The 26410-nt window shown below is 70.6% G+C and carries 17 protein-coding genes and 1 tRNA gene; 10 read left to right on the top strand and 8 right to left on the bottom strand.

All coding sequences use genetic code 11. The features are described from left to right. Positions 1–193: 193 nt before the first annotated feature. Positions 194–1993, bottom strand: a complete 1800-nt coding sequence (locus ACZ6CL_RS21150; protein ID WP_468937676.1) for a lytic transglycosylase domain-containing protein — start codon at positions 1991–1993, stop codon at positions 194–196. Between the two features lie 150 nt (positions 1994–2143). Further along, positions 2144–4882, bottom strand: a complete 2739-nt coding sequence (gene polA / locus ACZ6CL_RS21145; RefSeq protein ID WP_468937675.1) for a DNA polymerase I — start codon at positions 4880–4882, stop codon at positions 2144–2146. A gap of 145 nt (positions 4883–5027) precedes the next feature. Between polA and ACZ6CL_RS21140 the strand changes: the two genes are divergently transcribed. From ACZ6CL_RS21140 to ACZ6CL_RS21110, 7 genes are all read left to right on the top strand, one after another. Then, positions 5028–7346: an FdhF/YdeP family oxidoreductase gene (locus ACZ6CL_RS21140; RefSeq protein ID WP_468937674.1), complete on the top strand. Its 2319-nt coding sequence runs from the start codon at positions 5028–5030 to the stop codon at positions 7344–7346. A gap of 77 nt (positions 7347–7423) precedes the next feature. Next, on the top strand, positions 7424–7894 hold the full coding sequence (locus ACZ6CL_RS21135) for a hotdog fold thioesterase (protein WP_450872909.1): 471 nt from the start codon (positions 7424–7426) through the stop codon (positions 7892–7894). Between the two features lie 533 nt (positions 7895–8427). Then, entirely contained in the window at positions 8428–9657 is a 1230-nt protein-coding gene (locus tag ACZ6CL_RS21130) for a branched-chain amino acid ABC transporter substrate-binding protein (RefSeq protein WP_468937673.1), read from the top strand. Between the two features lie 112 nt (positions 9658–9769). Continuing rightward, positions 9770–10702 (top strand): branched-chain amino acid ABC transporter permease, encoded by a 933-nt coding sequence (locus tag ACZ6CL_RS21125; RefSeq protein ID WP_468937672.1) that lies wholly within the window; start codon positions 9770–9772, stop codon positions 10700–10702. Between the two features lie 12 nt (positions 10703–10714). Further along, positions 10715–12457 carry a branched-chain amino acid ABC transporter permease gene (locus ACZ6CL_RS21120; RefSeq protein WP_468937671.1) on the top strand — a complete coding sequence of 581 codons (1743 nt, stop codon included), beginning with the start codon at positions 10715–10717 and terminating at the stop codon, positions 12455–12457. After that, entirely contained in the window at positions 12454–13347 is an 894-nt protein-coding gene (locus tag ACZ6CL_RS21115; protein ID WP_468937670.1) for an ABC transporter ATP-binding protein, read from the top strand. Before ACZ6CL_RS21120 ends, ACZ6CL_RS21115 begins: the two co-directional genes overlap by 4 nt. Continuing rightward, entirely contained in the window at positions 13344–14060 is a 717-nt protein-coding gene (locus ACZ6CL_RS21110) for an ABC transporter ATP-binding protein (RefSeq protein WP_468937669.1), read from the top strand. Before ACZ6CL_RS21115 ends, ACZ6CL_RS21110 begins: the two co-directional genes overlap by 4 nt. Positions 14061–14134: 74 nt before the next feature. On the opposite strand, the gene ACZ6CL_RS21105 is transcribed toward ACZ6CL_RS21110, so the two are convergent. Continuing rightward, entirely contained in the window at positions 14135–14767 is a 633-nt protein-coding gene (locus ACZ6CL_RS21105; RefSeq protein ID WP_468937668.1) for an ANTAR domain-containing response regulator, read from the bottom strand. A 90-nt stretch (positions 14768–14857) separates the two neighbouring features. Here ACZ6CL_RS21105 and ACZ6CL_RS21100 point away from each other — a divergent pair. Both ACZ6CL_RS21100 and ACZ6CL_RS21095 read left to right on the top strand, forming a co-directional pair. Further along, positions 14858–14942, top strand: a tRNA-Leu gene (locus ACZ6CL_RS21100). A gap of 85 nt (positions 14943–15027) precedes the next feature. Continuing rightward, positions 15028–15807: a helix-turn-helix domain-containing protein gene (locus ACZ6CL_RS21095; RefSeq protein WP_468937667.1), complete on the top strand. Its 780-nt coding sequence runs from the start codon at positions 15028–15030 to the stop codon at positions 15805–15807. A gap of 35 nt (positions 15808–15842) precedes the next feature. Here the strand turns inward: ACZ6CL_RS21095 and pyk are convergent, their stop codons facing one another. Together pyk and ACZ6CL_RS21085 are read right to left on the bottom strand one after the other, a co-directional pair. Beyond that, positions 15843–17273 carry a pyruvate kinase gene (gene pyk, locus ACZ6CL_RS21090; RefSeq protein WP_468937666.1) on the bottom strand — a complete coding sequence of 477 codons (1431 nt, stop codon included), beginning with the start codon at positions 17271–17273 and terminating at the stop codon, positions 15843–15845. Between the two features lie 146 nt (positions 17274–17419). Continuing rightward, positions 17420–18109 carry an SIMPL domain-containing protein gene (locus ACZ6CL_RS21085; RefSeq protein ID WP_468937665.1) on the bottom strand — a complete coding sequence of 230 codons (690 nt, stop codon included), beginning with the start codon at positions 18107–18109 and terminating at the stop codon, positions 17420–17422. Between the two features lie 190 nt (positions 18110–18299). Between ACZ6CL_RS21085 and ACZ6CL_RS21080 the strand changes: the two genes are divergently transcribed. Next, positions 18300–20102 carry a bifunctional metallophosphatase/5'-nucleotidase gene (locus tag ACZ6CL_RS21080; RefSeq protein WP_468937664.1) on the top strand — a complete coding sequence of 601 codons (1803 nt, stop codon included), beginning with the start codon at positions 18300–18302 and terminating at the stop codon, positions 20100–20102. Positions 20103–20140: 38 nt separating this feature from the next. Here ACZ6CL_RS21080 and ACZ6CL_RS21075 read toward each other — a convergent pair whose 3' ends face one another. The 3 genes from ACZ6CL_RS21075 to pepN all read right to left on the bottom strand — a co-directional run bounded on the left by ACZ6CL_RS21075 (position 20141) and on the right by pepN (position 26247). Next, positions 20141–21601: a lysine N(6)-hydroxylase/L-ornithine N(5)-oxygenase family protein gene (locus ACZ6CL_RS21075; protein WP_468937663.1), complete on the bottom strand. Its 1461-nt coding sequence runs from the start codon at positions 21599–21601 to the stop codon at positions 20141–20143. Continuing rightward, entirely contained in the window at positions 21598–23016 is a 1419-nt protein-coding gene (locus tag ACZ6CL_RS21070; RefSeq protein ID WP_468937662.1) for a pyridoxal phosphate-dependent decarboxylase family protein, read from the bottom strand. The genes ACZ6CL_RS21075 and ACZ6CL_RS21070 overlap by 4 nt, the downstream gene beginning before the upstream one ends. A gap of 675 nt (positions 23017–23691) precedes the next feature. Further along, positions 23692–26247: an aminopeptidase N gene (gene pepN, locus ACZ6CL_RS21065; protein WP_468937661.1), complete on the bottom strand. Its 2556-nt coding sequence runs from the start codon at positions 26245–26247 to the stop codon at positions 23692–23694. Positions 26248–26410: the final 163 nt, after the last annotated feature.

The raw sequence follows: 26410 nt of genomic DNA, 5'->3' as shown, positions 1-26410 counted from the left end.
GCCTCCCGTGGTTCCGGTACGAGACGGCGTGAACTGACGTGGCGTCAGGTCGGCCAGGGGCTGAGCACCGTAGCAACGGGGGGCGCAGATGAGAACACGCACGCCCGAACGCGGAAGCCCGAACACGAACGCGCCGCCCCCGGGCCCGGTGGGGGCTCGGGGGCGGCGCGCTGGGTGCCCGGGTGGCGGCCCGCTAGGAGGCGGCGGCCGCGGTGACGGTCAGCTCGACGTCCAGGACGGCGCCGTCGGCCGTGGTGAGGCGGAGCAGATAGGTGCCCGCGTGCTCGTCGGTGAGGATCTTCGGAAGCGTCAGCTGTCCGAGGGCGTTGGTCTTCAGGCCGGTCAGGGTGCGGACCGGCTTGCCCTTGGCGTCGAGGAAGTACGGGCCCTTGTCGTTCAGCTCGGGCTTCTTGGCGTCCTTGATCATGGTCGCGGTGACCGGGACGTCCGCCGCGACCTTGCCCTTGTTGGTCGCCTTGACGGTGAGGAGATCGGCGAAGGAGCCACCGGCCTCGGTCGTCAGGACGCCCTCGCCGAGGAGGGCCAGCGCGTCGGCCTGCGGTACGGGGCGGGGCTTGACGGTCCCGGCGAAGTCGGCCGGGGCCACCTTGTCGCGCCCGACGGCCGTGGCGCGCAGGGTGAACGAGCCCGCCTTCTCGCCCGCGAGCATCTTGGGGGCGGTGACGGTGCCATCGGGGCCGGTGAGCAGGGTGACGGAACGGACGAGGCCGAGGAAGCGGGCGCTCGTCTCGCCGCGGATCTCGTACTTCACGCGCGCCGCCGCCACCGGCTTGCCCTTGGCGTCCACCGCGAGGACCTTGGGGGACCTGCTGAACGTCTCACCGGCGGTGGCGGTGAGCTGCTTGGCGCCGACCGCGGTCAGCTTGGCGGTGCCGGTGGGCTTGGGGGCGGGGGTGGTGGGCGGCGTGGTCGGCGGGGTGGGGAGCTGCGGACCACCGGGCGTCTCCTTGTCGCCGCCCGGAATGGGCGAGGGGGACGTGGAGCCGCCACGGTCGTCTCCGGGCTTGGGCAGGGTGCGCGCACCGCCGTCGCCCTTGCCGGAACCGTTGCCCTTGCCCTTACTGGAACCCTTGCCGGATTCCTTCGAGCCGGACTTCGAGCCGGACTTGGAGCCGCCACCCGACGGGTCGCTCCGCTCCGAGGGCAGCACACCGGTGCCGTCCGGAACCTCATGGGTGCCGCTCTTGTAGTACTCGAACCACGACAGGACGGTGTTCAGATACTCCTGCGAGCGGTTGTAGCCGAGGATCGCGGCGTTCAGGTCCTTCTGGACGGACAGGTCACGGCCGTTGGCGCACAGGTAGTTGCCCGCGGCGAGTGCCGCGTCATAGATGTTGTTGGGGTCGCTGCGCCCGTCCCCGTTACCGTCCCGGCCCCAGCCCGCCCAGGTGGACGGGATGAACTGCATGGGGCCGACGGCCCGGTCGTGGGTGGTGTCCCCGTCGAACTCGCCGCCGTCACTGTCCTTGATCAGGGCGAAGCCGTTGCCGTTGAGGGCCGGGCCGAGGATGGGGCTGACGGTCGTCCCCTCCTGGTCCACGTTGCCGCCGCGGGCCTGGCCGGACTCGACCTTGCCGATCGCGGCCAGCAGCTGCCACGGCAGGTTGCAGCCGGGCTTGGAATCCCTGAGCGCCGCCTCCGCCTTCTTGTACGCGGCGAGCACGCTCGCGGGAATGCCCGCCTCGGCCTTGGCGCTGCTGCCCGGGAACCCCGGCAGGTCGGCCGAGGAACCCGGCTTGTCCGGCTTGGTCAGGGGCGGCAGATCGGTGTGGTACGAGCCGCCACCGTCGATGGGCGTATCGGGCGACGACTGCGCCCCACTGGCCCGGTCCCGGTCCCGGTGATCCCCGTCGCCGTAGTCCTGTGCGGCGAACCCGGGCGCCTGGGATGCGGTGAGGGCGGCCATCGCGGCCGCCGCCACCGCCGTCGTGGCCGCCCCTTTACGCAGACGTCGGCCGATAAGCGGTGCCATCCGTGTGTCCCTCCCGTCGAACACAATGCGCTCCCCCGCGCGTCAACCCTGGTGACACTACGACAACTTAGGGCCCGCGACCACCGCTGCCCACCGCCTGTCAGCGGGCATTCGAGGGCGGCGCGTTGGACGGTTCCGCCAGGCGTCGGCTCAGTGGGCGGCCGATTCCCAGTCGGCGCCGACACCCACCGACACATCCAGCGGAGCGCGCAGTTGGGCCGCGCCGGCCATCTCGCGCCGCACCAGCTCCTCCACGCGCCCCCGCTCCCCCGGCGCGATCTCCAGCACGATTTCGTCGTGCACCTGGAGCAGCATCCGCGACGAGAGTTCGCCTGCCGTCAACGCGGCGTCCACCTTCAGCATCGCGATCTTGACGATGTCGGCGGCGGTGCCCTGGATCGGGGCGTTGAGCGCCATCCGCTCGGCCATCTCGCGGCGCTGCCGGTTGTCGCTGGTGAGATCGGGGAGATAGCGGCGGCGGCCGAGCATGGTCTCCGTGTAGCCGACGGCGCGCGCCTCCTCCACGACCCGCTGCAGATAGTCGCGGACCCCGCCGAACCGCTCGAAGAAGGTGTCCATGAGGCGGCGCGCCTCGTCCGCGCCGATGCCCAGCTGCCCCGAGAGGCCGAACGCCGAGAGCCCGTACGCCAGTCCGTACGACATGGCCTTGATCTTGCGCCGCATCTCCGGGTCGACGTCGGACTTGGCCACGCCGAACACCTGGGAGGCGACCGTGGTGTGCAGATCCTCACCGGAGGTGAACGCCTCGATCAGGCCCTCATCCTCGGAGAGATGGGCCATCACGCGCAGCTCGATCTGGCTGTAGTCGGCGGTCATCAGGGATTCGAAGCCCTCGCCGACGACGAAGCCGCGCCGGATCGCCCGGCCCTCGTCCGTGCGCACCGGGATGTTCTGCAGGTTGGGGTCGGTCGACGACAGCCGGCCGGTCGCCGCCACGGTCTGGTTGAAGGTGGTGTGGATGCGGCCGCTGGGGGAGATCGTCTTGATCAGCCCCTCCACGGTGGAGCGCAGCCGGGCCTGCTCCCGGTGGCGCAGCATGATCACCGGGAGTTCGTGGTCGGTCTGCGCGGCCAGCCAGGCGAGCGCGTCGGCGTCCGTCGTGTACCCGGTCTTGGTCTTCTTGGTCTTCGGCAGGCCCAGCTCGTTGAACAGCACTTCCTGGAGCTGCTTGGGCGAGCCGAGGTTGAACTCGTGGCCCACCGCGGCGTGCGCCTCCTTCACCGCCTGCTGGACGGCGCCCGCGAACTGCTGCTCCATGCGGTCCAGCCAGCCGCGGTCGGCGGCGATACCGGAGCGCTCCAGCCGGGCCAGCAGCTCGGAGGTGGGCAGCTCCACATCGCTCAGCAGCCCGGCCGCGCCGACCTCCTCCAGCCGCCCGCGGAACGCCTCGCCGAGGTCGAGGACCGTACGCGCCTTGATCATCAGGGCGTCCTGCTCGGCCTGTTCGTCGGCGCCGAAGGCGAGCTGCCCGCTGTCCGCGGCCGCCGCCGGGGACAGCTCACGGCCCAGGTACTCGACCGACAGGGCGTCCAGCTCGAAGGAACGGCGCCCCGGCTTGACCAGGTACGCGGAGAGCGCGGTGTCCATCGAGACGCCCGCGACGGACCAGCCGTGCTCGGCGAAGACCCGCATGGTGCCCTTGGCGTTGTGCAGCACCTTCGGCCGGTCCGGGTCGGCGATCCAGGCCGCGAAGGCCCGCTCGTCGGCCTCGTCCAGCTCCGCCGGGTCGAAGCAGACCGCGGGCCCGCCCGCGGTGGCGAGCGCGATCTCGCTCACGCTGCCGCTGCCCAGCGCCCAGGCGTCCACGGTGGCCAGGCCCAGCGGCTCGGCGCCGCGGTCCGCCAGCCAGGGCGCCAGCTCGCCCGCGGCGAGCGCCACCCCGTCGACCTCGACGCCGGGGGCCGCGGCGGCGGGCTCCTCCTCGGCCGCGCCCGGGTCGACGGCCAGGATCCGGTCGCGGAAGTTCTGGTGGCGGAACTCCAGCGCGTCCAGGACCACGGACATCGCGGCGCGGTCGTACGGCACGCGCTTGAGACCGTCGGGGCCGACGCCCAGCTCCACGTCCCTGACCAGCTCGGTCAGCTGGCGGTTGAGCTTGACGGCGTCCAGGTGGTCGCGCAGCTTCTCGCCGACCTTGCCCTTGACCTCGTCGACCCGCTCCACCAGCTCCTGGAACGACCCGAACTGGTTGATCCACTTCGCGGCGGTCTTCTCGCCGACCCCCGGGATGCCGGGCAGGTTGTCCGACGGGTCGCCGCGCAGCGCCGCGAAGTCCGGGTACTGGCGCGGGGTGAGGCCGTACTTCTCCTGGACCTTCTCGGGCGTGAACCGGGTCAGCTCGGAAACGCCCTTGGTCGGGTAGAGGACCGTGACGTGGTCACTGACCAGCTGGAACGAATCGCGGTCACCGGTGACGATCAGCACCTCGAAGCCCTCGGCCTCGGCCTGGGTGGCCAGCGTGGCGATCACGTCGTCCGCCTCGAAGCCGTCCACCGCGAAGCGGGTGACGTTCATCGTGTCGAGCAGCTCGCCGATCAGCTCGACCTGCCCCTTGAACTCGTCCGGACTCTTGGAGCGGTTCGCCTTGTACTCCGTGAACTGCTCGGAGCGCCAGGTCTTGCGCGAGACGTCGAACGCCACCGCCAGGTGCGTGGGCTGCTCATCACGGAGCGTGTTCGCCAGCATCGAGGTGAAACCGTAGATCGCGTTGGTCGTCTGGCCGGAGGTCGTGCTGAAATTCTCCGCCGGCAGCGCGAAGAACGCCCGGTATGCCAGGGAATGTCCGTCCAGCAGGAGCAGGCGGGGACGGTCGTCCCCCGTGCGGTCGGGGGCGGGCGCTGCGGTCTTCTTCGATGCTTTCTCTGCCACGTCCCCGATCCTGCCACGCCCCACCGACAACGCTCCCCGCCTCCCACCCCCGGCGGCCTCCCGGGTGACCACGAAGTCGGTGACTCATGAAAGGATCGAAGGGGAACAGGCCCTGCACACGCCGAGCCAAAAAAAGGGGAGCGACATGGCAGCCAAGCCACCCGCAGGCGATCCGGTCCAGGACGCGCCCGAGGTCGTACCCCCGAAACACGCCGCCGCCGGGCTCACCGCGGTCGGCCACTCGCTGCGCATCGCCCATCAGCAGATGGGAATCCGCCGCACCGCCCTCACCCTCATGCGGGTCAACCAGAAGAAGGGCTTCGACTGCCCGGGCTGCGCCTGGCCCGAGGGCGACAAGCGGCACGCGGCCGAGTTCTGCGAGAACGGCGCGAAGGCCGTCGCCGAGGAGGCGACCCTGCGCCGGGTCACCCCCGACTTCTTCGCCGCCCACCCGGTGGCCGACCTCGCCACCCGCAGCGGCTACTGGCTCGGCCAGCAGGGGCGGCTCACCCAGCCCATGTACCTGGACGAAGGCGCCGACGCCTACGAGCCGGTGACCTGGGACCGCGCGTTCGACATCATCGCCGACGAACTGCGCGCCCTGGACTCCCCGGACGAGGCCGTCTTCTACACCTCCGGCCGCACCAGCAACGAGGCCGCCTTCCTCTACCAGCTCTTCGCCCGCGAGTTCGGCACCAACAACCTGCCGGACTGCTCCAACATGTGCCACGAGTCCTCGGGCTCCGCGCTGACCGAGACCCTGGGCGTCGGCAAGGGCAGCGTGCTGCTGGAGGATCTCCACAAGGCCGATCTGATCATCGTCGCCGGGCAGAACCCGGGCACCAACCACCCGCGCATGCTCTCCGCCCTGGAGAAGGCGAAGGGCAACGGCGCCAACATCATCTCCATCAACCCCCTGCCCGAGGCGGGTCTGGAGCGGTTCAAGAACCCGCAGAACGCCAAGGGGCTCGCGGGCGGCGGCACCTCGCTGACGGATCTCTTCCTGCAGATCCGGATCGGCGGCGACCAGGCCCTCTTCCGCCTCCTCAACAAGCTGATCCTGGAGGCATCCGACAACGCGGGTGACAACGCCTCCAGCGCAGATGACGGCGTGATCGACGAGGCCTTCATCCGCGAGCACACCCACGGCTTCGAGGAGTTCGCCGCCGCGGCCCGCGCCGCCGACTGGGACGAGACGCTGCGCGCCACCGGCCTCAGCCGGGACGACATCGAGCGCGCGCTGCGCATGGTCCTCGCCTCGAAGCGCACCATCGTCTGCTGGGCCATGGGCCTGACCCAGCACAAGCACTCGGTGCCCACCATCCGCGAGGTCGTGAACTTCCTGCTGCTGCGCGGCAACGTCGGCCGCCCCGGCGCCGGGGTGTGCCCGGTGCGCGGCCACAGCAATGTGCAGGGCGACCGCACCATGGGCATCTTCGAGCGGCCCGCCCCGGCCTTCCTGGACGCCCTGGAGAAGGAGTTCGGCTTCGCTCCCCCGCGCGAGCACGGCTTCGACGTCGTCCGCGCCATCCGCGCCCTGCGCGACGGCCAGGCCAAGGTCTTCTTCGCCATGGGCGGCAACTTCGTGGCCGCCTCCCCCGACACCGACGTCACCGAGGCCGCGATGCGCGCCGCCCGGCTGACCGTCCACGTCTCCACCAAGCTCAACCGCTCACACGTGGTCACCGGCACCCGCGCCCTGATCCTGCCCACCCTCGGCCGCTCGGACCGGGACATCCAGGACGGCGGGCCGCAGTTCGTCACCGTCGAGGACTCGATGGGCATGGTGCACGCCTCGCGCGGCAGGCTGGAGCCCGCGAGCCCGCACCTGCTCTCCGAACCGGCCATCGTCTGCCGGCTGGCCCAGCGGGTGCTCGGCGCCGAAAGCGCCACCCCCTGGGCGGAGTTCGAGCGCGACTACGCCACGGTCCGTGACCGGATCGCGGCCGTCATCCCCGGGTTCGAGGACTTCAACACCCGGGTCGCCAACCCGTCCGGCTTCGCCCTGCCGCACGCCCCGCGCGACAGCCGCAGCTTCCCGACCACCACCGGCAAGGCCAACTTCACCGCCGCCCCGGTCGAGTACCCCAAGGCCCCGGAGGGCCGGCTGCTGCTGCAGACCCTGCGCTCCCACGACCAGTACAACACCACCATCTACGGCCTCGACGACCGCTACCGCGGCATCAAGAACGGCCGCCGGGTGGTGCTCATCCACCCCGAGGACGCCCGCGAGCGGGGGCTCGCCGACGGCGCGTACGCCGACCTGGTCAGCGAGTGGACGGACGGCACCGAGCGGCGCGCCGCCGGGTTCCGGGTGGTCCACTACCCGACCACCCGCGGCTGCGCCGCCTCGTACTACCCGGAGACCAACGTCCTGGTCCCGCTGGACTCCACCGCCGACACCAGCAACACCCCGGCCAGCAAGTCCGTGGTGATCCGGCTGGAACCCACCACCCCCGTCTAAGCGTCCGCTCAGCGCGCCTGATAAGAAGCCTGTATAAGAAGGTGGACACCGCACACAACCGAACGGAGCCGGTCCCGATGGGCGAGCAGGCCAGCGTGAAGTTCCCGCAAGAGGTCATCGACGAGTACGCGGCGCTCGGCGTCGACCTCCCCGCGCTGTTCTCCGCCGGCCACCTCGGCACCCGCATGGGCGTGCAGATCCTCGAAGCCTCCGCGGAGCGGGTCGTGGGCACCATGCCCGTCGAGGGCAACACCCAGCCGTACGGCCTGCTGCACGGCGGTGCCTCCGCCGTGCTGGCCGAGACCCTCGGCTCGGTGGGCTCCATGCTGCACGGCGGCAGCGGCCGGATCGCGGTGGGCGTCGACCTCAACTGCACCCACCACCGCGGGGTGCGCTCCGGTCTGGTCACGGGGGTCGCCACGCCCGTCCACCGGGGGCGCTCGACCGCCACGTACGAGATCGTCATCAGCGACGAGCAGGACCGCCGGGTGTGCACCGCCCGGCTGACCTGCCTGCTGCGCACGGCGGAGGGCCTGCCGAAGCCGTAACGCCCCAGCTCACACCAGGCGCCACCCCCGGACCCCGGGGGTGGCGCTTTCGCGTGCGGGGCCCGCAAACCGGTCCCGCGGGCCGGTGTGAAGTAGGCCGGAATCACTCCCCCCGGTTGTAACACTCCGTAACATTTGCGCAATACAAGATCAGGCGCTCCCGTCGCCTGACGTCATCGATGATGATCTCCCCTCGCGGTCATGAACACATGACTCCATGCTTCGTTCGCGCGTTCCCCTCACTCCTTAGTGGAACTGCAGCTTCTCACTATCCGGACCTCACGGATTGACCGTAAACACCCGCTTTGTCCCTTCCGTTCCGCTACACCGACACAAGAACGTGACCTGTGTCATAACAAGACAGTCACATCATGGTCTGCACCTCTGCCACCTGCTGCGCCCCACGCCTAGAGTCACAGCCAGTCACGACCACGACGGGTGTTCGCCAGCACCCGTACGGCTGTTCAAGGTCCACCGGCGCGGACACGGCGTCCCAATCCAGAGGGACGGCCGGGCCAGGGAAAGGATTCTTCGTGCGACAGCGTTCCTTGCTCATCATGACGACCGCGATCACCGCGGGAGCCCTCACCCTCAGCGCCTGCGGTTCGCGCGGCCAGAACGACAGCGAGGACAAGGACAAGAAGACCACCGTCGTCATCGGCGTCGACGCCCCGCTCACCGGGTCGCTGTCGGCACTCGGCCAGGGCATCAAGAACGGGGTCGACCTCGCCACCAAGGTGGCCAACAAGCAGAACGAGGTCCCCGGCGTCACGTTCAAGATCAAGCCCTACGACGACCAGGCGGTGCCGTCCTCCGGCAAGCAGAACGCCACCTCGATGGTCGACGACGACGCCATCCTCGGCACGGTCGGCCCGCTGAACTCCGGCGTCGCCCAGTCCATGCAGGGCGTCTTCGCCAAGGCGGACCTGGCCGAGGTCTCCCCGGCCAACACCAACCCGGCGCTGAGCCAGGGCGACGCCTGGGCCTCGGGCAAGAAGTCCCGCCCGTTCAAGACCTACTTCCGCACCGCGACCACGGACATCATCCAGGGCCGCTTCGCCGCGCAGTACTTCTACAAGGACGCGAAGAAGCGGAAGGTCTTCGTCGTCGACGACAAGCAGACCTACGGCGCCGGACTCGCCAAGATCTTCGCCGAGGAGTTCAAGCGCCTCGGCGGCACGGTCGTCGGCACCGACCACCTCACCGTCAAGGAGACCGACTTCTCCGGCATCGCGGGCAAGGTCAGGTCCAGCGGCGCCGACTCCGTCTACTTCGGCGGCCAGTACCCCGAGGGCGGCCTGCTCTCCGACCAGATCAAGCAGGCCGGTGCCAAGGTCCCGGTCATGGGCGGCGACGGCCTCTACGACCCCGCCTTCATCAAGGCGTCCGGCACCAGCAACGACGGTGACCTCGCCACCTCCGTCGGCTACCCCGTCGAACAGCTCCCCTCCGCCAAGACCTTCGTCAAGAACTACAGCGCCGCGAAGTACAAGGACCCGTACGGCGCGTACGGCGGCTACTCCTACGACGCCGCCTGGGCCATCATCCAGGCCGTCAAGACCGTCGTCGCGGACAACGACGGCAAGGTCCCCGACGACGCCCGCGCCAAGATCACCGAAGCGCTGGGCAAGGTCTCCTTCGACGGTGTCACCGGCAAGGTCTCCTTCGACCAGTACGGCGACACCACCAACAAGCAGCTGACCGTCTACCAGGTCAAGAAGGGCGTCTGGGACGCCGTGAAGAGCGAAACCTTCAAGGACTAGCGCCTTCCCCGGGGCAAACACCCCCGCCCACCCAAGGAACGCAACCGCGCGAGGGCGCACACCAGCGCCCTCGCGCGGCGTCATATCCGACACGCTCATCGGAGGCCCTGCGGTGCACGAACTGCCGCAAACGCTGGTCAACGGCCTGACCCTCGGCGCGCTCTACGGCTTGATCGCCATCGGGTACACCATGGTCTACGGCATCGTCCAGCTCATCAACTTCGCCCACGGCGAGATCTTCATGATCGGGGGCTTCGGCGCCCTCACCGTCTATCTCTGGCTGCCGAGTGGCACCGCCCTCGCACTGGCCCTGCCGCTCATGCTCATCGGCGGCATCCTCGCCGCGGTCGCCATCGCCACGGCCGCCGAACGCTTCGCCTACCGACCCCTGCGCGGGGGCCCCCGACTGGCACCCCTGATCACCGCGATCGGCCTGTCCATCGCACTCCAGCAGGCCATCTGGGCCTTCTACCCCGACGCCAAGAAGGCCCGCAGCTTCCCGCAGTTCGAGGGCAGCTCATTCGAGATCACCAGCGATCTGCACATCCAGCGCGGCGACGCCTTCCTGCTGATAGCCGCACCGCTGTGCATGCTCGCCCTCGGACTGTTCGTCTCCAAGAGCCGGGCCGGTCGCGCCATGCAGGCCACCGCGCAGGACCCCGACACCGCCAAGCTGATGGGCATCAACACCGACCGCATCATCGTGATGGCCTTCGCCATCGGCGGCGCCTTCGCCGCCGTCGCCGCCCTCTCCCACGGCCTCAAATACGGCCAGATCAACTTCGAGATGGGCTTCATCGCCGGACTCAAGGCCTTCACCGCCGCCGTCCTCGGCGGCATCGGGAACATCTACGGCGCCATGCTCGGCGGCGTCGTCCTCGGCATCGCCGAAGCCCTGGCCATCAAATACATCCAGGACATCCCCGGGATGGACCAACTCGGCGGCGGAGCCTGGAAAGACGTCTGGGCCTTCACCCTGCTCATCGTCGTCCTGCTGGTCAGGCCCCAGGGGCTGCTCGGCGAACGCGTAGCCGACCGGGCGTAAGGGAGCGAACCGATGACCACCGACACAGCCAAGACGGCCGCCTCCGGCACCGCCCCGGCCGCGCGCACCACCCTGCTCCGGACGCTCACCGCGGCCGGCGCCCTCGCCACCGTGGCCTCCACCTTCCTCGCCTGGACCTGGACCTCCGACTTCCCCGGCGACCTCACCGTCTACGGCTACCCCGGCGGACTCCAGGTCCTCACCCTCGCCCTGGGCCTGGCCACCCTCGCGTTCGCCCTCGCCGCCCTGGACGTGCGCGGACTGCGCTGGCTCACTCCCGCCGGTTCCACCCAGGCCCTGCGGCTGCTGGCCCTCGGCACCTTCGCCACCACCTGGTTCACCCTCCTCGCCATCGCCGTCGACCAAGGCGGCCTGGTCAACCTGGAACCGGGCGGCTGGGTCGCCGCCATCGCCACCGCCGTACCCGTCGCCACCACGCTCCCGCTCCCCGACGACGCCCGGCCCATCCGCCGCCCCCGGCAACTACCCTCCTGGGCCGACATCCTCATCATCGCCGTCGTCTTCACCCTCGGCCTCTACGTCGTCAACTACGGCATCCAGACCGACGAGGACCACCCCGAGCCCTTCATCGGCTACCTGATCGCCCTCTGCTTCGCCGCCGCCGCGCTCCTCAAGGCCGGACTCATCACCCGCCTCAGCGGACTCACCAGCACCTACCGCTCCCTCACCCTGGTCGCGGCCCTGGTGACGGCCATGGTCTTCCCCTTCACCCAGGACAAGGCCAGCTACACCGAACTCGGCGTCAACATCGCCATCTTCGCGACCGTCGCCCTCGGCCTGAACATCGTCGTCGGACTCGCCGGACTCCTCGACCTCGGCTACGTCGCCTTCCTCGGCGTCGGCGCCTACACCGCCGCCCTGGTCTCCGGAACCGCCGCCTCCACCATCCACGTCCAGTTCCCGTTCTGGGCCGCGATGCTCACCGGAGCACTCGTCTCCCTCATCTTCGGCGTCGTCATCGGCGCCCCCACCCTGCGGCTGCGCGGCGACTACCTCGCCATCGTCACCCTCGGCTTCGGCGAGATCTTCCGCATCGCCGTCAGCAACCTCGACGGCACCTCAGGCCCCTCCGTCACCAACGGCCCCAACGGCGTCCCCAACATCCCGCCGCTGGAGATCTTCGGCTTCAACTTCGACGACGAGCACAGCTTCGCCGGGCTCACCCTCGACTCCAACAGCAACTACTACCTGCTGATGCTGCTCGTCACGGTCGTCGTCGTCCTCATCTTCAGCCGGGCCGGAAACTCCCGCATCGGCCGCGCCTGGGTCGCCATCCGCGAAGACGAGACCGCCGCCACCGCCATGGGCATCAACGGCTTCCGCGTCAAGCTCATCGCCTTCGCCCTCGGCGCCACCCTCGCCGGAGTCGCGGGCACCATCTGGGCCCACGTCCAGACCACTGTCGTCCCCGAGCAGTACGTCTTCGCCGGACCCGTCCCGCCCAACTCCACCTTCCTGCTCGCCGCCGTCATCCTCGGCGGCATGGGCACCATCGGCGGCCCCCTGCTCGGCGCGGCCCTGCTCTTCCTCATCCCCGAGAAGCTGGAATTCCTCCAGGACTACCAGCTCCTCGCCTTCGGCATCGCGCTCATCCTGCTGATGCGCTTCCGCCCCGAAGGGATCATCCCCAACCGGCGGCAGCAGCTCGAATACCACGAGACGGGACAGCTCGACGTGCCCGACCAGGCCGCCCTCAGCGGCAGCGCCGTCGGCGTCACCAAGGCGGAGGCATGACAGACATGACCACGACCACAGTGGCGAAGGCCGCCCCCGTACTCACCGCCACCGGCGTCACCATGCGCTTCGGCGGACTCACCGCCGTACGCTCCGTCGACCTCGACGTCCACCCCGGCGAGATCGTCGGCCTCATCGGCCCCAACGGCGCGGGCAAGACCACCTTCTTCAACTGCCTCACCGGCCTCTACGTCCCCACCGAGGGACGCGTCTCCTACCGGGGCACCGTCCTGCCGCCGAAACCCCATCTCGTCACCCAGGCCGGAGTCGCCCGCACCTTCCAGAACATCCGCCTCTTCGCCAACATGACCGTCCTGGAAAACGTCCTCGTCGGACGGCACACCCGCACCAAGGAAGGACTCTGGTCCGCCCTCCTGCGCGGCCCCGGCTTCAAACGCGCCGAAGCCGCCTCCAAGCAACGGGCCATGGAACTCCTGGAGTTCACCGGCCTCGCCGCCAAGGCCGACCACCTCTCCCGCAACCTCCCCTACGGCGAACAGCGCAAGCTGGAGATCGCCCGGGCCCTGGCCAGCGACCCCGGACTGCTGCTCCTCGACGAGCCGACAGCGGGCATGAACCCCCAGGAGACCCGGGCCACCGAAGAACTCGTCTTCGCCATCCGCGACACCGGCACCGCCGTCCTCGTCATCGAGCACGACATGCGCTTCATCTTCAACCTGTGCGACCGGGTCGCCGTGCTCGTCCAGGGCCAGAAGCTGGTCGAGGGCTCTTCCGAGGTCGTCCAGAGCGACGAACGCGTCATCGCCGCCTACCTCGGCACCCCCTTCGAAGGCGCGCCCGGAGCGGAAGAGGCCGCAGCGGTCGAGGCGGCCGAGGACCAGGCCGCCGCCCAGCACGGCACCACCGCACGTACGGAGGACGGACAGTGACCGCACTGCTCGAGGTCGAGGACCTCCGGGTCGCCTACGGCAAGATCGAGGCCGTCAAGGGCATCTCGTTCAGCGTCGAAGCAGGCCAGGTCGTCACCCTCATCGGCACCAACGGCGCGGGCAAGACGACCACCCTGCGCACCCTCTCCGGCCTGCTCACCCCGCTGGGCGGCACCATCCGCTTCAACGGCCATCCGCTGAGCGGCGTCCCCGCGCACAAGATCGTCGCCCTGGGACTGGCCCACTCCCCCGAGGGACGGCACATCTTCCCCAGGCTGACGATCGCCGAGAACCTCCAGCTCGGAGCGTTTCTCCGCAAGGACGCCGACGGAATCGCCGCGGACACCCGGAAGGTGTACGACCTCTTCCCCATCCTCGGCGAACGCCGCACCCAGGCGGCCGGCACCCTCTCCGGCGGCGAACAGCAGATGCTCGCCATGGGCCGCGCCCTGATGTGCCGCCCCAAGCTGCTGATGCTCGACGAACCCTCGATGGGGCTCTCGCCGATCATGATGCAGAAGATCATGCAGACCATCGCCGAGCTGAAGTCGCAGGGCACCACGATCCTGCTGGTCGAGCAGAACGCCCAGGCGGCGCTGTCCCTGGCCGATCAGGGCCATGTGATGGAGATCGGCAAGATCGTGCTGTCGGGGACGGGGGACGCGCTACTGCACGACGAGTCCGTGCGGAAGGCGTACCTCGGCGAGGACTGAGGGTGCTGACGAGGTGAGGGGAGGCGGCCTGTCCGGGCCGCCTCCCCTCACCCCCTTGTCCCTGCTCCTTGGCCTTACTCCTTGGCCTTCTTCTCCGCCGCGTCCTCGATGACCGCCTCGGCCACCTGCTGCATCGACAGCCGCCGGTCCATGGACGTCTTCTGGATCCAGCGGAACGCGGCGGGCTCGGTCAGCCCGTACTCCGTCTGCAGAACGCTCTTGGCCCGGTCCACCAGCTTGCGGGTCTCCAGCCGCAGGGAGAGGTCAGCGACCTCCTGCTCCAGCGTCTTCAGCTCGGTGAAGCGGGAGACGGCCATCTCGATGGCGGGTACCACGTCGCTCTTGCTGAACGGCTTCACGAGATACGCCATCGCCCCGGCGTCCCGGGCCCGGTCGACCAGTTCGCGCTGCGAGAACGCGGTGAGCATGAGGACGGGCGCGATGCGGTCGGCCGCGATGCGCTCGGCGGCGGAAATCCCGTCGAGGACCGGCATCTTCACGTCGAGGATGACGAGATCGGGCCGGTGCTCCCGCGCGAGCGCGACGGCCGTCTCACCGTCTCCCGCCTCACCGACGACGGAGTACCCCTCTTCTTCGAGCATCTCCTTCAGGTCGAGGCGGATCAGCGCCTCGTCCTCGGCGATGACGACGCGGGTCGTGTGTGGCGGGACGTGCGACTGCGCGTCGACGGGCTCGGTGTCGCTCACGGGGCTCCTCGTTCATGGCAGGTGCTGCACCTCGAGCCTACCTAGCGGCGAGCATGGTGCCGCACAGGGTACGCTTGTCCGGCGCGACCCGCCCGGTTGGTGGAACTGGTCAGACACGCGGCGCTCAAACCGCCGTGCCCTTTGGGGCATGTGGGTTCGAATCCCACACCGGGCACCTCTCACCTAAGCGGACTTTCACGTTCGCGTGGAGAAATACGAATCTCCGTACGACGCGTCCCCGCAATTGCGACGCTCGGTTCATGACCGAATACAGTCCATCCGTTCGCCATGACGCCGTCATGCTGATGCGACGCGGAGTCGCCGATCGTGAGGTGGCCGAGCTTCTCGGGGTCCCACGGGGCACCGTTGGCTGGTGGCGGCACCAAGACCGGAAACAGCGGGGCGAGGTTTTCACGAAGCCCACCGACTGCCCCAAATGCACCGGCCGCGAATTCGACCGCGCGGCGTACGCGTATCTCCTCGGCTTATACCTTGGCGACGGCCACATCATCTCCAAGCCCAAGCAGCACCATCTGTCGATCTTCTGCGCCGACGCCTGGCCCGGTTTGATCGACGAGACGGAGGCCGCCATGCGCACGGTGATGGCGCAGCCCAGCGTGAAGCGACGGCAGAAGAACGGGTGCGCCGAGGTGAAGTCGTACACGAAGCACTGGACGTGCATGTTCCCGCAGCACGGCCCCGGCAAGAAGCACGACCGCCTCATCGCCCTGGAGCCGTGGCAGCAGCAGATCGTGGACGAACACCCCTGGGAGTTCATCCGCGGGTTGTTCCACTCCGACGGCTGTCGGATCACCAACTGGACCACGCGCATCGTTGCCGGGGAACGCAAGCGCTACGAATACCCTCGCTACTTCTTCGCCAACAAGTCCGACGACATCCGCAAGCTCTGCTCCGACACCCTCACCAAGGTCGGCGTCGAGTGGACGACGCTCGCGCGCGGGAGCGATCCGTTCAACATCAGCGTCGCCCGCCGGGCCTCCGTCGCGCTCATGGATACGCACGTCGGGCCGAAGTACTGAACGCAGCACTTCGGCCCAGGAAGGCAGCGCAGCGGCTAGCGGAGGTCGTCCGCACCGATGTGGTGGACGCGGACCAGGTTGGTGGAGCCGGAGACTCCGGGCGGGGAGCCTGCCGTGATGACGACGAGGTCGCCCCGCTGGCAGCGGCCCAGCCGCAGCAGTTCCTCGTCGACCTGGCGGACCATCTCGTCCGTGGAGTCGACGGTCGGGCCGAGGAAGGTCTCGACACCCCAGGTCAGGTTGAGCTGGGAGCGGGTGTTCGGGTCCGGGGTGAAGGCCAGGAGGGGGATCGGGGAGCGGTAGCGGGAGAGGCGGCGGACGGTGTCGCCGGACTGGGTGAAGGCGACCAGGAACTTGGCGCCGAGGAAGTCGCCCATGTCGGCCGCCGCGCGGGCGACCGCGCCGCCCTGGGTGCGGGGCTTGTTGCGCTCGGTGAGCGGGGGGAGCCCCTTGGCGAGGATGTCTTCCTCGGCGGCGGTGACGATGCGGCCCATGGTCCTGACCGTGGCGATCGGGTATTTGCCGACGCTGGTCTCACCGGAGAGCATCACCGCGTCCGTGCCGTCGATGACGGCGTTGGCGACGTCGGAGGCCTCCGCGCGGGTGGGGCGGGAGTTGTCGATCATCGAGTCGAGCATCTGGGTCGCGACGATCACCGGCTTCGCGTTCCGCTTCGCCAGCTTGACCGCCCGCTTCTGGACGATCGGCACCTGCTCCAGCGGCATTTCGACGCCGAGGTCGCCACGGGCGACCATGATGCCGTCGAAGGCGTCGACGATCTTCTCCAGGTTCTCGACCGCCTGTGGCTTCTCGATCTTGGCGATGACGGGGAGGCGGCAGTCCTCCTCCTGCATCACCCGGTGCACGTCCACGACGTCGTCCCCGTTGCGGACGAAGGACAGGGCGATGACGTCGGCCCCGGTGCGCAGCGCCCAGCGCAGGTCCTCGATGTCCTTCCTGGAGAGGGCGGGGACGGAGACGGCCACGCCGGGCAGGTTGAGGCCCTTGTGGTCGGAGATCATCCCGCCTTCGATGACGATCGTGTGGACGCGGGGCCCGTCGACGTCGACGACCTCCAGGGTGACGCGGCCGTCGTCGACGAGGATGCGCTCGCCCTTGCTGACGTCGGAGGCCAACCCCTCATACGTCGTGCCACAGCGGAAACGGTCGCCTTCGATCGGCTCGACGGTGATGGTGAACTCGTCTCCGCGTTCAAGGAGTACGGGCCCCTCGCGGAAGCGGCCGAGCCGGATCTTCGGACCTTGAAGGTCGGCGAGGATGCCGACGCTGCGACCGGTTTCCAGCGAGGCCTTGCGGACTCGCCGATAACGCTCCTCGTGCTCGGCGTAGGTGCCGTGGCTGAGGTTGAAGCGGGCCACGTCCATTCCGGCTTCGACGAGCGCCTTGATCTGCTCGTACGAGTCGGTCGCGGGTCCCAAAGTACAGACGATTTTTGCTCGGCGCATGCTGCCGAGCCTATGACTTACTCACGGGTAAAGAACCGGAAAGCGGCCACTCCCCCATGGCCTTTGCATGGCAGGTAATCGACAACTAATGAAACGTGCATAGGGGTGCTCCGATGAGCGATTCGGGACCACTGCACCGGGTCGTTTCACAGCTCCGGGCGGGTGATCGTAAAGCGCGCCGTGACGTGCGCGTATACGGTCTGGCGTTCGGGTTCCAGGTCGAGCGCGGCCGCCTCCCCGGGGGCGGAGCGGGCGGAGCGGCCGCGCGGGGCCGCCACGGCCACGGGCATCGGCTGGCCCGTCTCCCCCTCCGCCGCCACGTCGGCCAGCTCGACCAGGGCGACGAGCCGGGCGCCGAGCGCGTCCGCGTACTCGCGGGCGCGCCGCACGGCCTCCCGGACGGCCTGCTGCCGGACCAGGCCGTGGACGGGTGAGCCGGGGCGCAGCCCCCACCAGGGGCCGTCGACGCGGGTGAGTTCGAGGTCGGCCAGGCGGGTGGTGAGTTCGCCGAGGGCGGTGAAGTCGGTGACGGTCACGGCGAGGTGCACCCGTCCGTGGTAGGCCCGTACCCGCTCCTCGCGGCCTCTGGCCAGCTCCGGGGTGATCGCGAAGGCGCCGGTCTCCGGCTTCTCGACCGCCTCGCCGTAGGACTTCACCAGGTCCAGCGCCCGCTGGTTGCGGCGGGTGAGGTCGTCCAGCGCGGCCCGCCGGTCGGCGCCGCGCGCGCTGACGGTGACCGAGAGGCGGGCGATCTCGGGCTCGACCTCCAGCGTCGCCTCGCCGAGCACGGCGACGCGCGGGGTGTCGGGGGTGCCGTAGGGGAGGTGCCGATCCATGGGAGGGCTCCTGTTCGGGGCTCGCGGACGGGGCGCGTGGACGTGGCTTGATCTTGCCCTCTCCGGCGGGGCAGCCGGGCGCTCGGCGTGCTCTGATCGCAACCTATCGGGGGTGTTGCGGGCGGGTGGGGCTGCGCCAGAATCTACGCGCGTTGTGCCCATTTCGCAGGTATCTCAGGGGAGTTCAGCCATGCCGCTCAACCGTCGGACGTTTCTGGGTCGCACCGCGGCCACCAGCGCGGGGGCCGCGCTCGCCTCGGCCGCGGCCGCCGCTCCGGCCGAGGCGCACGGCCACGGGCGCGGGCGCGGCCGTGAGCGGTACGAGTTCACCGTCATGGGCACCACGGATCTGCACGGCAACGTCTTCAACTGGGACTACTTCACGGACGCCGAGTTCGACGACGCGGCGCACAACGATGTCGGCCTCGCGAAGATCTCGACCCTGGTCGAGCAGGTCCGTCAGGAGAAGGGGCGGCGCAACACGCTGCTGATCGACGCGGGCGACACCATCCAGGGCACCCAGCTGTCGTACTACTACGCCAAGGTCGACCCGATCACCGGGGCGAACGGCCCGGTGCATCCGATGGCGCAGGCGATGAACCTCATCGGCTATGACGCGGCGGCGCTCGGCAACCATGAGTTCAACTACGGCATTCCGGTGCTGCGGAAGTTCGAGGAGCAGTGCGACTTTCCGCTCCTGGGCGCGAACGCGCTGGACGCGACGTCGCTGCGGCCCGCCTTTCCGCCGTACTGGATGACCCGGCTGCGTACGCCCTGCGGCCGCGGGGTGAAGGTGGCGGTGCTGGGGCTGACGAACCCGGGGATCGCGATCTGGGACAAGGCCCATGTGCAGGGGAAGATGACGTTCCCGGGGCTGGAGGAGCAGGCGGCGAAGTGGGTGCCGCGGCTGCGTTCGATGGGGGCGGACGTGGTGCTCGTCTCGGCGCATTCGGGCAGCAGCGGGACATCGAGTTACGGCGATCAGCTGCCGTACGTGGAGAACGCGGCGGCGCTGGTGGCCGAGCGGGTGGCGGGCATCGACGCGGTCCTGGTCGGCCACGCGCATGTGGAGATGGCCGAGCGCCGGGTGGTGAACAAGGAGACGGGCCGGGAGGTCGTGCTGTCGGAGCCGCTCAAGTGGGGTCAGCGGCTGACGCTCTTCGACATCGGGCTGGAGTGGGCGCGGGGCCGCTGGCAGGTGGAGTCGGTGTCGGCGAAGGTGCTGAACTCGGCCTCGGTGGCGGAGGATCCGCGGATCGTGAAGCTGCTCGGCGATGAGCACCGGAAGGTCGTCGGGTACGTCAACCAGGTCATCGGCACGTCCACGGCGGCGATGGCGGCCACGGAGGCGCCGTACAAGGACGCGCCGATCATCGACTTCATCAACCATGTGCAGACGGAGACGGTGAAGGTCGCGCTGGCGGGCACGGAGCACGCGGCGCTCCCGGTGCTGTCGCAGGCGTCGTGCTTCTCGCGCACGGCGCGCATCCCGGCCGGTGAGGTCACGATCCGGCAGGTGGCGGGGCTGTATCCGTTCGAGAACACGCTGGAGGCGCGGGTGCTGACGGGCGCCCAGATCAAGGCCTATCTGGAGTTCTCGGCGCGGTATTACGTCCAGACTCCGGCGGGCGGGGACGTGGACCCGTCGAAGCTGACGAACGCCGGTGACACCCCCGACTACAACTACGACGCGGTGAGCGGTCTGACGTACGAGATCGACATCGCCAAGCCGGTGGGTTCGCGGATCGCCGCGCTGCGCTTCGACGGCAAGCCGGTGGAGGGGTCGGCGCGGTTCGTGCTGGCGGTGAACAACTACCGGGCGAGCGGCGGGGGCAACTTCCCGCATGTGGCCGCCGCCCAGCAGGTGTGGGCCAACTCGGAGGAGATCCGCAACACGATCATCGGGTGGGTGAAGGCGAAGGGGACGATCGACGGGGCCGGGTTCGCGTCGGAGGACTGGAAGCTGACGCGCGACGGCACGCCGGTGTTCTAGGGCGGGTCTTGTCGATCGGGCCGGGTGCCGGGGCCTGGTCAGGTCCGGGCATGGGTGCGGGCGGTGCGCTGATCGGGCAGGTGCATCCGCCCGCTGGCCCGGGCGCCCGGCCCGGTCGGCTGGAGCCCGAAGGTGGTGAAGGCGGTGCGGGACGGCAGGGGGTAGACCGGTTCGGCGCTGAGCGAGTTGAGGATGACGGCGGAGCGCCAGGCGGCCAGCCCGAGGTCGGGGGTGCCCACACCGTGGGTGTGCCGCTCGGCGTTCTGGACGTGCACGGATCCCGTGATGAGGGGGTCGAGGACGAGCCGGTGCCGGTCGTCGACGCGGGGCCGTTCGGAGGAGTCACGCCGGATGTACGGGTCGAGGGCGGCGAGCAGGGTGTCGACGCGGCGTTCGCGGTAGCCGGTGGCGAGGACGACGGCCTCGGTGGTGTGGCGGGTGCGGGTGCCCTGATGGGCGTGCTCCAGGTGGAGTTCGAGCCGGGCGGCGGCGATGCGGCCCGCGGTGCGGACGGTGACGCCGGGGGTGAGGACGGCGCCCGGCCAGCCGCCGCCCTGCTGGGCGCGGCGGTACAGCTCGTGGTGGATGGCGGTGATGGTCTCCTGCGCGATGCCCTTGTAGAGCTGCCACTGTCCGGGGAGGAGCTGGTCGCGGACGGCCTCGGGGAGGGCGTGGAAGTAGCGGGTGTAGTCGGGGCTGAACTGCTCCAGGCCGAGCTTGCTGTACTCCATGGGCGCGAAGGACGGCGTACGGGCGAGCCAGTGCAGCCCCTCGGCGCCGAGCGGCCGGTTGCGCAGCAGGTCGAGGAAGACCTCGGCGCCGGACTGGCCGGAGCCGACGACGGTGATGTGGCCGGTGTGCAGCAGCCGTTCGCGGTGTTCCAGGTAGTCAGCGGAGTGGAGGACGGGGACGTTGGGGGCGTCGGCGAGGGGGCGCAGGGTTTCCGGGACGTGGGGTTCGGTGCCGACGCCGAGGACGAGGTGGCGGGCGTGGGTGCGTCCGGGGGAGGCGGCCTCGCCGTCGGGGCCGAGCCTGCTGAAGTCGATTTCGAACAGCTCGTGGTCGTGGTCCCAGCGGACGGCGTCGATCCGGTGGCCGAAGTGGAGTCCGGGGAGTTGTTCGCTGACCCAGCGGCAGTAGGCGTCGTATTCGGTGCGCTCGATGTGGAAGCGCTCGGCGACGTAGAAGGGGAAGAGCCGTTCGCGGGCCTTGAGGTAGCTGAGGAAGCTCCAGGGGCTGGCGGGGTCGGCGAGGGTGACGAGGTCGGCGAGAAAGGGGACTTGGACGGTGGCGCCGTCGATGAGCAGGCCGGGGTGCCAGTGGAAGGCGGGCCGCTGTTCGTAGAAGGCGGTGCGCAGTCCGGGGACGCCGTGGGCGAGGGCGGCGAGGGAGAGGTTGAACGGGCCGATGCCGATGCCCGCGAGGTCCAGGGGCTCGTGCGGGGTGGTGGGGTCGGCTTCGGGGGCGGGCGGTTGCGTGGGGGGTTGTGCGGTGCTCATGGGGTGTTGCCTTCCACGAGGTCGAGCAGCCGGCGCAGATCGCCGGGCTGGATGTGCGGGTTGAGGAGCGTGGCTTTGAGCCACAGCCCCTCGGGGGTGGCCGCGCGGCCGAGGACGGCGGTGCCGTGGTGCAGGAGGCGGCGGCGCAGCGCGGCGACGGCGGCGGGGCCGGCTCCCGTGGGGCGGAAGAGGACGGTCGAGAGGGTGGGGCGGGCGTACAGCTCCAGGGCGGGGCGGGCCCGGACGAGGTCGGCGAGGGCGGCGGCGTGGGCGCAGACCTGGTCGACGAGGTCGCCGAGGCCGTGGCGGCCGAGGGCGCGCAGGGTGACGGCGATCTTGAGGATGTCGGGGCGGCGGGTGGTGCGCAGGGAGCGGCCGAGCAGGTCGGGCAGGCCCGCGTCGGTGTCGTCGTGGGCGTTGAGGTAGTCGGCGCGGTGGCCGAGGGGGGCCAGGGCGGTGGTGTCGGGCACGGCGAGGAGGCCGGCGGCGGCCGGTTGCCAGCCGAGTTTGTGCAGGTCGAGGCCGACGGTGTGGGCGCGGTCGAGCCCGTCCAGCCGCTTGTTCAGGGTGTCGCTGAACAGCAGCGGTCCGCCGTAGGCGGCGTCGATGTGGAGCGTCGCGCCGTGGCCGTCGCAGAGGTCGGCGAGTTGCGGGAGCGGGTCGATGGCGCCGGTGTCGGTGGTGCCCGCGGTGGCGACGAGCAGGGTGGGGCGCGTGGGGTGTGCGGTGAGGGCGTCGTGGACCCGGGCCGGGTCGAGGACGCCGGTGGGGGTGGGGAGGGTGTGGGGCGGATCCAGGCCCAGCAGCCAGGCGGCGCGGTGGACGCTGTGGTGGGCGTTGGCACCGCAGACGATGCGGAGGGGTGCGGTGTGCGCTGCTCGGGCTGCTTGCGCGGCTTGGGCTGCTTCACGCGCCAGCAACAGGGCGAGCTGGTTGGATTCCGTGCCCCCGGTGGTGACGAGGGCGTCCGGCGCGGGACCGCGCGGGTACGCCAGTTCGGCGAGGGCGCGGCAGGTCAGCGCCTCCAGCTCGGCGGCGGCGGGGGCCTGGTCCCAGGAGTCCAGGGACGGGTTGAGCGCGGAGGCGGCGAGATCGGCGGCGGCCGCGACAGCCAGCGGCGGACAGTGGAGATGAGCGGCGCAGTGCGGGTCGGCCGGGTCGGCGGCCCCCGCGGTGAGCGCGGTGACGAGGGCGCGCAGCGCGCCGTGCGCGCCGTCCCCGTGGTCGGGGATGGACGGTACGACGGCGTCCCGTATCTGCCGCGCCACGGCGCCGGGCCCTCCGGCGGGCAGCGGCCCACCGCGGTCGGCGGCGCCGTGGGTCAGGGCTTCGAGGACGGTATCGAGCATCGGGCGAAGCGCGCCGGGCCCCTCGCTCCCCCCGGCGAGGAGGCGGGCAGTGCCGGAAGCGGGCATGGGTGTGCCCCTAGGAAGTGTGGTGGGGTCGGGCGAATGTCAGAGCTGCCCCAAGCTACTTCGCCCGCGAGCGGAGAGAAGGGGGATGGCCCGAAGTGCACCCGTACGTGGTACGGGTGCGCGCTGTGGGTTGATGGGCCGGGCGGACGCGCGCCCCGGCGGCCGTACGCCGCCCCAGCCCGCGGGGCAACTGTGCGGGGCCGCTGGTGCCGGGCACCGGCAGAGCGGCACGGAACGGCCACGGCCCGGTGGCCGTACGCATGCCCCAGCCCGCCGGGCAACCGTGCGAGGCCGCTGGCGCCGGGCACCCAGCAGAGCGGCACGGAACGGGCGCCGCCCCAGCAGCCGTAGCCCTGCCCCAGCCCGCCGGACAGTGGGCGGAGTCACTTGGTGCCGGGCACCCGGCAGAGCGGGCGCGGAACGGCCACGGCCCGGCGCCGTACGCCTGCCTCGGCCCGCCGGGCAACCGCGCGAGGCCGCTGGGGCGCCCAGCAGGTCGTACGGCCCACGGGAGTGCGCCCCCTGGTGGTCGTACGCCCGCCTCAGCCCGCCGGGCGGCTGTGCGGGGCCGCTGAGGCCGGGCACCGGGCAGAGCGGGCACGGCCCCGGGGGCCGTACGCCTGCCTCAGCCCGTCGGGCAGCCGGCAGAGCGGGCGCGGCCCGGAGGGGCGGACGCTAGTGCGCGGGGTCGGGCCTCACTCGCAGGGCGCGGCGCAGGTCGTCGAGTTGGTCTTCCAGGGGGCGGCGTAGGGCGGGGAGGAGGTTGGGGGTGGTGAGGCATTCCTCGCCGAGTCGCAGGGTGGTCGCGTCCACCGTGGTCGGGAAGCCGTAGCGGACGAGGGCTCCGGCGATGGCGGGGCCTCGTCGGGCCGCGGTGGTGGCGGCGTCGGTGAAGAAGCGCGGGACGTAGTCGGTGAGCAGGTCGTGGTGTTCGGGCTGCCAGAAGCCGGTGGCGGTCGCGGTGACGAGGTACGTGGACAGGGCGGTCTCGCCGAACACCGCGTCCCAGGCAGCCTGTTTGGTGTCCGGGTCGGGCAGGGCGGCGCGGCAGCGGGCGGCGCCCTCCTGCCCGGTGGCACTGGAGTCGCGGGCGAGTTCGGCGTTGATGTCGGCGGGGCCCACGGCGCCGAGGACGGCGAGTCGGCCGAGGATCTGCCAGCGCAGTTCGGGGTCGAGGGCGGGGCCGCCGGGGACGGTGTCGCCCTCCAGCCAGTCGGTCAGCTCGGCGGGAGCGGTGGCGCTGGCGATGTAGGTGCGTACGGCGGAGAGCCGCAGCCCGGGGCCGGAGCCGTCTTCGGTGCGGCGCAGCAGGTCGCGGCAGGTGGCGGCGATGGTGTTGAGGGCGGCGGGGCGCTGGTCGGCCGGGAGGTACCGGTCGGCGATCTGGGTGCGGGCGAAGGCGAGGACGCCTTGGACGATCGCTATGTCGGTCTCGTGCGGGAGGTGGGTGCGGGCGGCGTCGAGGTAGTCGGAGCCGGGGAGTTCGCCGTCGCGCACCATGTCACGGGCGGCGTTCCAGACGGTGGCGCGGCTGACGGCGTCGGGGAGGCCGGAGAGGGCGCGTACGGCGGCGCTCCAGGAGGCGGGGTCCAGCCGCACCTTGGCGTAGGTCAGGTCGCCGTCGTTGAGGAGGAGCAGGGCGGGGCGGGGGCCGGTGAAGGGGAGGGTGAGGGCGGGGTCGGCGCCGCTCAGTTCGGCTTCGACGCGGTCGCGCAGCACGAGGTGGTGCGGGGCGGCCGGTGCGTGGTCGTAGAGGCCGACGGCGAGGCGGTGCGGGCGCCGCGGGGCGGGGTTCGGCCCGTCGTGGCCGCCGCCGTCGTGGCGGATCTCGGCGCTCCAGCGGTCGCCGTCGCTGGTGATGGCGGGAGTGAGGGTGTCCACTCCGGTGGTGCGCAGCCAGGCGTCGGCCCAGGCGTGGACGTCGCGGTCGGTGGCGCGGGCGAGGGAGTCGAGGAAGTCGGCGAGGGTGGCGTTGCCGAAGCGGTGCCGGGTGAAGTGCTCGTTGATGCCGCTGAGGAAGTCCTTCTCGCCGAGCCAGGTGACGAGCTGGCGCAGCGCGGAGGCGCCCTTGGCGTAGGAGATGCCGTCGAAGTTGAGGCGGGCGGCGGCGGTGTCGGGGACGAGTTCGGGCGCGGGGGCGACGGGGTGGGTGGAGGGGCGCTGGTCGGCGTCGTATCCCCAGGTCTTGCGGCGGATGCCGAAGTCGGCCCAGGTGTCGGTGTAGCGGGTGGCCTCGGTGAGGATCTGGAAGCCCATGTACTCGGCGAAGGACTCGTTGAGCCAGATGTCGTCCCACCACCGCATGGTGACGAGGTCGCCGAACCACATGTGGGCCATCTCGTGGGCGATGACCATGGCGCGGGTCTGGCGCTCGGCGTCGGTGACGGCGGAGCGGTAGATGAACTCGTCGCGGAAGGTGACGAGGCCGGGGTTCTCCATGGCGCCGGAGTTGAACTCGGGGACGAACGCCTGGTCGTAGGAGTCGAAGGGGTAGGGCTCGTCGAAGATCTCGTGGTAGCGGTCGAAGCAGCGCCGGGTGATGTCGAAGAGTTCGTCGGCGTCGGCTTCGAGGTGCGGCGCGAGCGAGCGGCGGACGTGCAGTCCGAAGGGGATGCCCGCGTGCTCGGTGTGCACGGAGTGGTACGGGCCCGCGGCCAGCGCCATCAGGTAGGTGCTGATGGGCTGGGTGGGGGCGAGCGTCCAGCGGCCATCGGCGGGGGCGCCGTCGCGGGTGGCGATGCCGTTGCCGAGGACGGTCCACTGCGGCGGGGCGGTGACGCGGACGTCGAAGGCGGCCTTGAGGTCGGGCTGGTCGAAGGCCGCGAAGACGCGGGGCGCGTCGGACATGCAGCACATGGTGTAGAGGTATGTCTCACCGTCGGCGGGGTCGGTGAAGCGGTGCATGCCCTCGCCGGTGTGCGAGTACGCCATGTCCGTCTCGACGCGCAGCTCGTGCTCGCCCTCGGCGAGGCCGGTGAGCGGGAGCCGGCCGTCGGCGATGATCTCGGCGGGGTCGAGCGCGAGGGCGTGTCCGTCGAGCACCGCCCGGTGCAGGGTGGCGGGGTTCAGCTCCACGAAGGTGTCCGCCCCGGCCTCGCGGGCGCTGAAGCGGATGGTCGTGGTGGAGCCGAAGTGTGCGTCGCCGCGGGTGAGGTCGAGGTCGACCGTGTAGCGGTGGACCTCGATGAGGCGGGCTCGGATCTGCGCTTCCTCGCGCGTCAGTACGGACATGGGGACATGCTGCCCTACGCGCGGTGGGCGGGGCACCGGTGGGAAATTATCGCGGGGCGTGGGGGGGGGGGTTTTCACCCGGGGTGTTCCCCCCCCCCCCCCCCCCGCGGGGTGGGCCGGGGGGTTGGTCCGGGGAGGGCTATCTTCTCGTGGTTTCGGAGGA

The organism is Streptomyces sp. NPDC041200 (genome assembly GCF_055591805.1).
The sequence above is the reverse complement of the archived record's forward strand: the minus strand, read 5'-3'. Positions and strand labels throughout refer to the sequence as shown.

What these genes read in the sequence shown, in the direction of transcription:
- ACZ6CL_RS21150 (WP_468937676.1), bottom strand. Translation starts at nt 1,993, where the DNA reads ATGGCACCGCTTATCGGCCGACGTCTGCGTAAAGGGGCGGCCACGACG.
- ACZ6CL_RS21140 (WP_468937674.1), top strand. Translation starts at nt 5,028, where the DNA reads ATGGCAGCCAAGCCACCCGCAGGCGATCCGGTCCAGGACGCGCCCGAG.
- ACZ6CL_RS21135 (WP_450872909.1), top strand. Translation starts at nt 7,424, where the DNA reads ATGGGCGAGCAGGCCAGCGTGAAGTTCCCGCAAGAGGTCATCGACGAG.
- ACZ6CL_RS21120 (WP_468937671.1), top strand. Translation starts at nt 10,715, where the DNA reads ATGACCACCGACACAGCCAAGACGGCCGCCTCCGGCACCGCCCCGGCC.
- ACZ6CL_RS21115 (WP_468937670.1), top strand. Translation starts at nt 12,454, where the DNA reads ATGACAGACATGACCACGACCACAGTGGCGAAGGCCGCCCCCGTACTC.
- ACZ6CL_RS21095 (WP_468937667.1), top strand. Translation starts at nt 15,028, where the DNA reads ATGACCGAATACAGTCCATCCGTTCGCCATGACGCCGTCATGCTGATG.
- pyk (WP_468937666.1), bottom strand. Translation starts at nt 17,273, where the DNA reads ATGCGCCGAGCAAAAATCGTCTGTACTTTGGGACCCGCGACCGACTCG.
- ACZ6CL_RS21085 (WP_468937665.1), bottom strand. Translation starts at nt 18,109, where the DNA reads ATGGATCGGCACCTCCCCTACGGCACCCCCGACACCCCGCGCGTCGCC.
- ACZ6CL_RS21080 (WP_468937664.1), top strand. Translation starts at nt 18,300, where the DNA reads ATGCCGCTCAACCGTCGGACGTTTCTGGGTCGCACCGCGGCCACCAGC.
- ACZ6CL_RS21075 (WP_468937663.1), bottom strand. Translation starts at nt 21,601, where the DNA reads ATGAGCACCGCACAACCCCCCACGCAACCGCCCGCCCCCGAAGCCGAC.
- ACZ6CL_RS21070 (WP_468937662.1), bottom strand. Translation starts at nt 23,016, where the DNA reads ATGCCCGCTTCCGGCACTGCCCGCCTCCTCGCCGGGGGGAGCGAGGGG.
- pepN (WP_468937661.1), bottom strand. Translation starts at nt 26,247, where the DNA reads ATGTCCGTACTGACGCGCGAGGAAGCGCAGATCCGAGCCCGCCTCATC.